Source organism: Rhodococcus sp. T7 (assembly GCF_009872365.1).
Taxonomy (GTDB): Bacteria; Actinomycetota; Actinomycetes; order Mycobacteriales; family Mycobacteriaceae; genus Rhodococcus_F.
In genome coordinates this window covers 152,765-159,018 of the sequence record NZ_WXYH01000390.1, presented here as the reverse complement: position 1 = coordinate 159,018, position 6,254 = coordinate 152,765, and the positions used below count along the sequence as shown (strand labels likewise).

General features: G+C 66.1%; 6 protein-coding genes. All 6 read left to right on the top strand.

Going from position 1 to position 6,254, the window contains the following annotated elements:
- The coding region (locus tag MLGJGCBP_RS49240) for an amidohydrolase family protein (protein ID WP_442972158.1) at nucleotides 1–1,002 on the top strand (1,002 nt) is incomplete at its 5' end.
- A complete protein-coding gene (locus MLGJGCBP_RS49235; RefSeq protein ID WP_160097506.1) occupies nucleotides 999–1,745 on the top strand; it encodes an iron-sulfur cluster assembly protein in 747 nt (248 codons plus the stop codon). The genes MLGJGCBP_RS49240 and MLGJGCBP_RS49235, both read left to right, overlap by 4 nt.
- A complete protein-coding gene (locus tag MLGJGCBP_RS49230) occupies nucleotides 1,742–2,767 on the top strand; it encodes an NAD(P)-dependent alcohol dehydrogenase (protein WP_160104067.1) in 1,026 nt (341 codons plus the stop codon). Before MLGJGCBP_RS49235 ends, MLGJGCBP_RS49230 begins: the two co-directional genes overlap by 4 nt.
- 42 nt (nucleotides 2,768–2,809) lie before the next feature.
- The gene (groL, locus tag MLGJGCBP_RS49225) at nucleotides 2,810–4,459 is read left to right on the top strand and encodes a chaperonin GroEL (RefSeq protein WP_160097010.1); all 1,650 of its coding nucleotides are present in this window, start codon (nucleotides 2,810–2,812) and stop codon (nucleotides 4,457–4,459) included.
- A 176-nt stretch (nucleotides 4,460–4,635) separates the two neighbouring features.
- On the top strand, nucleotides 4,636–4,962 hold the full coding sequence (locus MLGJGCBP_RS49220) for a putative quinol monooxygenase (RefSeq protein ID WP_160097008.1): 327 nt from the start codon (nucleotides 4,636–4,638) through the stop codon (nucleotides 4,960–4,962).
- A gap of 186 nt (nucleotides 4,963–5,148) precedes the next feature.
- The coding region (locus tag MLGJGCBP_RS49215; protein ID WP_201453094.1) for an FAD-binding oxidoreductase at nucleotides 5,149–6,254 on the top strand (1,106 nt) is incomplete at its 3' end.

Genomic DNA, 6,254 nt, shown 5'->3' with positions numbered 1-6,254 from the left:
ATCGCCTTGTGGGACGGCCGCGCGTCGAACCAGAAGAACGTGCACGGCAAGCAGTTCATCGACTGCTTCTACGACTACCACAAGAACCTCAGCCCCGAAGAGGTCGTGTGGGACTACGACACCTACACATATTACGGTGCCGGTCGCCTGTTCCAGGACCTCTTCGTGGACGGATACGTCGACCACGCAATCTTCCAGCCTGCGTTCCTGAGCGAGTTCTACCACACCGGGTTCGGGCAGACCGAGGAAGCGTTCGGCCTCACCCAGAAGCACCCCGACAAGCTCACCTACAACCACGCCTACGACCCCCGCCACGAGGAGGCCGGGCTCGAGCAACTCCGCAAGGACGCAGCCCGGATGAACCTGCAGGGTGTCAAGCTCTACACCGCCGAATGGCACGGCGACTCCCGCGGCTACAAACTCGACGACCCGTGGTCGCGGCGCTACCTCGAAGAATGCATCAAGCTGGGCATCAAGAACATTCACGTCCACAAGGGCCCGACGATCCGCCCTCTCGACCGCGACGCCTTCGACGTGGCGGACATCGACAAGGTCGCCACCGACTACCTGGACCTGCGATTCGTCGTCGAACACGTGGGCCTGCCGCGGCTCGAGGACTTCTGCTGGATCGCCACCCAGGAGTCGAACGTGTACGGCGGCCTGGCGGTGGCCCTGCCGTTCATCCACACCCGGCCCCGCTACTTCGCCCAGATCATCGGCGAGCTGCTCTACTGGATCGGCGAGGACAAGATCCTGTTCGGCAGCGACTACGCACTGTGGACCCCGAAGTGGCTGATCGAGAAGTTCGTCGACTTCCAGATCCCCGAGGACATGCAGGGCGAGTACGCCCCGATCACCGCCCTGCAGAAGAAGAAGATCCTCGGCCTCAACGCGGCAGCGCTGTACGACATCGACGTTCCCGCGGACCTGCAACTGGCCGAGCCGGCCGGGCAGGACGGTGTGGAGGTCGCTGCCGGGGCGCGGGAAACCGTGGCGTCATGACCGCCGCCGTCGTCTGCACCGAACAGGACGTCCTGATGGCCCTGTCGACGGTCACCGACCCGGAACTGGACGAGCCGATCACCGATCTCGGGTTCGTCCGGTCGGTCACCCTCGATGACGACGGCGTCACCGTGCACCTGCGGCTGCCCACCGCGTTCTGCTCGCCGAACTTCGCCTACCTCATGGCCTCCGACGCCCTCGACGCCCTGCGCCTGATCGAGGACATCGGCGAGGCACGGGTGCTGCTCGACGACCACCATGACAGCGACAAGATCAACGCCGGCCTCGCGGCCGACGCCGGATACGTCGGGACGTTCGGCTCCGAGGCGCAGGAAAGTTTGCACGAGCTGCGCCGGACATTCCGGTCCAAGGCGCACTCCGCGGCGATGGAGCGGTGCGTCGAGGCGCACCTGAAGACCACCGATCTGGGGGTCAACGAGATCTACCGGCTCACCCTCGGCGACCTCGCTCCCGGAAAGTTCAAGGCCGCACTGCTGCGTCGCCGGATCGGCATCGGGTTGAGCCTCTGCCCGGCCAGCCGGGTGTTCGTCGACGACGACGGCAAGCGCATCCCCCCGGAATCGGTGCCGATGCGGCTGCGTTTCGCCAAGTCGGTGCGCATCTCGATGGAAGGCAACGCCCACTTCTGCCGAGGCCTGCTCGCCACCCGCTACGCCGACAGCGAATCCGTCGGCGCCACACCCCGAATCACCAACCTCAGAACACCCAGGAGCCCACGATGAAGGCCGTGCAAGTGGTGGGATACCACACCAAACTGCAGCTCACCGACGTTCCCGAACCCACGATCGAGGGCCCCCTCGATGTCATCGTGCGGATCGGCGGCGCCGGCGTGTGCCGCACCGACCTGCATGTTCTCGAAGGGCAGTGGGAGGAGAAGTCCGGTGTCGCTCTGCCGTACACGATCGGCCACGAGAACGCCGGCTGGGTCCACGCCGTGGGCGACGCCGTCACCAATGTCGCGGTCGGCGACAAGGTCATCTTGCACCCGCTCATCACGTGCGGGTTGTGCCGGGCGTGCCGATTCGGCGACGACGTCCACTGCCAGAACAGCCGGTTCCCCGGCATCGACGTCAACGGCGGGTACGCCGAATACCTTCGCACCACCGCCCGCAGCGTGGTCCGGATCGACGACTCGCTCGAACCGGCCGACGTCGCCGCCCTCGCCGACGCGGGCCTGACGGCGTACCACGCCGTCGCCAAGGCCGCGAAGACCACCCGGCCCGGAGACGTGTGCGTCGTGATCGGAGCGGGCGGACTCGGCCACATCGGCATCCAGGTCCTGAAGGCCATCTCCGGTGTCACCGTGGTCGTGCTCGACCGCAACCCCGCGGCCGTCGAACTCGCCGTGAAGATCGGCGCCGACCACGGCATCGTCGCCGACGGCACCCACATCCAGCAGGTGCTCGACCTGACCGGCGGACACGGCGCCGAAGCCGTCGTCGACTTCGTCGGTGAGGGCGGCGCGACCGCAGAAGGGATCGCGATGCTGCGCCGCGCCGGGAACTACTACGTCGTCGGATACGGCGAGAACATCGACGTCCCGACCATCGATGTGATCTCCACCGAGATCAACTTCATCGGAAATCTCGTCGGCTCCTACAACGACCTGCAGGAACTCATGACCCTTGCCGCCCAGGGCAAGGTCACGTTGCACACCACCCGGTACCGGCTCGAGGACTTCCAGCAAGCACTCGACGATCTCGATGCCGGCCGGGTACGCGGCCGGGCGATTCTCGTCCCCTAGCCGCATCCCTCCGCGAAAGAAAGTACGAAAGGAACATCAGCCATGGCAAAAGAGCTGCGGTACAACACGGACGCCCGAGCACGACTCGAGCAAGGCGTCAACGCCCTCGCCGACGCTGTCAAGGTGACCCTCGGCCCCAAGGGACGCAACGCGGTGCTCGAAAAGCTCACCGGACCGCCGACGATCACCAACGACGGCGTCACCATCGCCCGCGAGATCCAGCTCCGCGAACCCTTCGCCAACATGGGCGCCCAGCTGGTCAAGGAAGTGGCGATGAAGACCAACGGTGTGGTCGGCGACGGCACCACCACCGCAACCGTGCTCGCCCAGGCCATGGTCCGCGAAGGGTTGCGGTCCGTCGACGCCGGCGCCAACCCCATGCGGGTACGGCGCGGTATCGAACGGGCCGTGTCCGTGGTCGTCGACTCCCTCCGCGAGCAGGCCTCCCAGATCGGGGGACAGAGCGATCTGCAGCGGATCGCGACCCTCGCCGCCAGCGACGACGAAGTGATCGGACACGCCATCTCGAAGGCCGTCGACTACGTCGGCAAGTCCGGAGTCGTCACCACCGAGGAGAGCGACACCCTCGGGCTGTCGGTCGACATCGTCGACGGCATCGAGTTCGACCACGGCTACATCTCCGGCTACATGGTCACCGACCCGGAGCGGATGGAAGCGGTGCACACCAATCCGCTGATCCTGCTGACCAACAAGAAGATCACCCAAGTCCAGGACATCATGCCGAGCATCGAGGTGGCCAAGCGAGCCGACCGGCCCCTGGTGGTGCTGGCCGAGGAAGTCGACGGGCCGGCCCTGCAACTGCTCGTCGGCGGCAACATGCACAAGACGATGCAGTCGGTCGTCGTCCGGGCCCCCGGTTTCGGGCACCGCCGCGTCGCCGAGCTCGAAGACCTCGCCGTGGCACTCGGTGGGCACGTGATCGCCAAGGACACCGGCATCGAACTGTCCGAAGTCGGTGTCGAGCACCTCGGGTCGTGTGACCGCATCACCGTGACCGAGAACGAGACCACGATCGTCGGCGGCCACGGGGACCAGCGCCTGCTCGACGCCCGCATCGCCCAGCTCGAGTCCCAGCTCGAGCGCGCCAAGATCGAGGCCGACCAGGAAAGCCTCGAACTGCGCATCGCCCGGCTCACCGGACGAGTTGCCGTCATCCGCGTCGGCGGCGCGACCAGCGTCGAACTCAAGGAGCGGATGCTGCGCGTCGACGACGCCCTGGCCGCCACCCGCGCCGCAGTGGAGGCGGGCATTGTCTCCGGCGGTGGCACCGCGCTGGCGCAATCACACCGGGCACTGGCCGATCTCGACCTGGCCGGAGACGAAGCGATCGGGTGCGACGTCGTCCGCCGAGCCCTCCCCGAACCGCTCCGCTGGATCGCGATCAACGCCGGATTCGACGGCGACGAGGTCGTCGAAGTGGTCGCCGGTCTGCCGCTCGGCCACGGGTTCAACGCCCTCACCGGTGAATACGGAGACATGTTCGACGACGGGGTGATCGATCCGTTCAAGGTCACCCGCGCCGCACTCGAAAGCGCGGCCTCCATCGCGGCACTGCTGATCACCACCGAAACCGCCGTCGTGGAAGAAGTGATCGGCAATCCCGGTGCCATCATGGCACCCGGCTTCGGCGATCTCGCCGAAGGCATGGTCCGCCCGTCCAACATCTACTGACACCCAGGGACGGTAGGCACTGGCGGTCGGGTGGGTAACCACCCGACCGCCGGTATTGCGGTGTGCGGTCCTCGCGCGCCGCGGTCGCACGTTTCCCCTCCCCAGGTTCCCTCGTTCGTTCCGGATGTCACTCCGGCAGCGGGAACCTTTCCGACACAGCGAAAGTGGAGTTTTCGATGATTTTCATCGTGGTGAAGTTCAAGGTCCTCGACGAACATCAGAACGACTGGTTGCTCATCACCAAGGAATTCACCGATACCACCCGGTCCGAGCCGGGAAATCTCTGGTTCGAATGGCACCGGAGCACACAGGATCCCGGCGAGTACGTGCTGATCGAGGCCTTCCGCGATGGACAGGCCGGCTCCGACCACGTCAACGCCGACCACTTCCGCAAAGGGTTGGACGCGATGCGTCCCGCATTGAGCGAAACACCGCACATCATCCACACGGAGATTCCCGGTGTCGACTGGTCACGCATGGGAGAGCTGGAAATCACCCCGTAGATCACCCCGTACCAGCGGCACATGCCGGGGCGAACCAATCGAACGCCGGCCCGCCGCCGCGGACACACGATCCTTCTCGGCAGGACATGTGCTCACGGTGCTGCGCACCCGCCACGGCGCCTGCCCGCGCGGGACGGTCCCAGCGGCATGGCTGCGATGCAGGAACCAGTGTGGAAAGGACAAGACGTGACTGTCTTGATGACCGGTCCCGTCGCGGACCTGACGGCAATGCTGGGCGAGGCAGTCGTCATAACCGACACCGACACGATGATCGCCTACACCCGCGATCAGTCGCTGCTCTCGCCATCCGGAAAACCGATCGCAGTGGTTCGTGCCCGGACGATCGACGACGTCGTCACGACGCTGCAAACTGCTTCCCGGTATAAGGTTCCGGTTGTCACGAGAGGTGCGGGGACCGGTCTGGCCGGCGGCGCCAATGCTCTCGAAGGCTGCATTGTCTTGAGTACCGAGAAGATGAACCACATTCTCGAGATCGACGAACAGTCCCGTACCGCGACGGTCGAACCCGGTGTCATCAACGGTGACCTCGCTACTGCAGCAGCAGAGCGCGGCCTCTGGTATGTGCCCGACCCCGGAAGTCGCGCCGTCTCCACGATCGGCGGGAACCTCGCGACCAACGCCGGCGGGCCCTGCTGCGCCAAGTACGGCGTCACCGGCGATCACGTCGCCCGGATCAAAGCGGTGCTCGCGGACGGCCGGATCATCCACACCGGCGCCGCCACCCGCAAGAACGTCGCCGGCCTGAACCTCACGCAACTGCTGGTCGGGTCCGAGGGCACCCTCGCCGTCATCGTCGAGGCGACCGTGAGGTTGCGCAGGAAACCGGCGAACGCATCCACCGTGGTGGCCGCGTTCGCCGACCCCGTCCAGGCCGTCGACGCGGTGATGGCGATCCAGAACGTGGCCGACCCCAGCCTGGTCGAACTCATGGACCACAACACGATCACCGCCGTCAACGACATGACCCAGATGGGTCTCGACGAGAGCGCCGGCGCGCTGCTACTCATCCAGTGCGATGGCGACGCCGCGGAGGCGGAAGCCGATCGCATCGCCGAAGCCTGCCGCACCTGCGCGGCGACCGAACTCTATGTGACCACCGACCCGGTCGAAAGTGACGGGCTCATGCAGGCTCGTCGTGTCGCGCTGACCGCTCTCGAACGCTGCGGCAGCACCCTGCTCGACGACCTGGCCGTACCGGTGCCCCGGCTACCGCACATGCTCGACGCCATCAGCCGTATCGCCGACCGCCACCACCTTTTCGTCGGCACCTT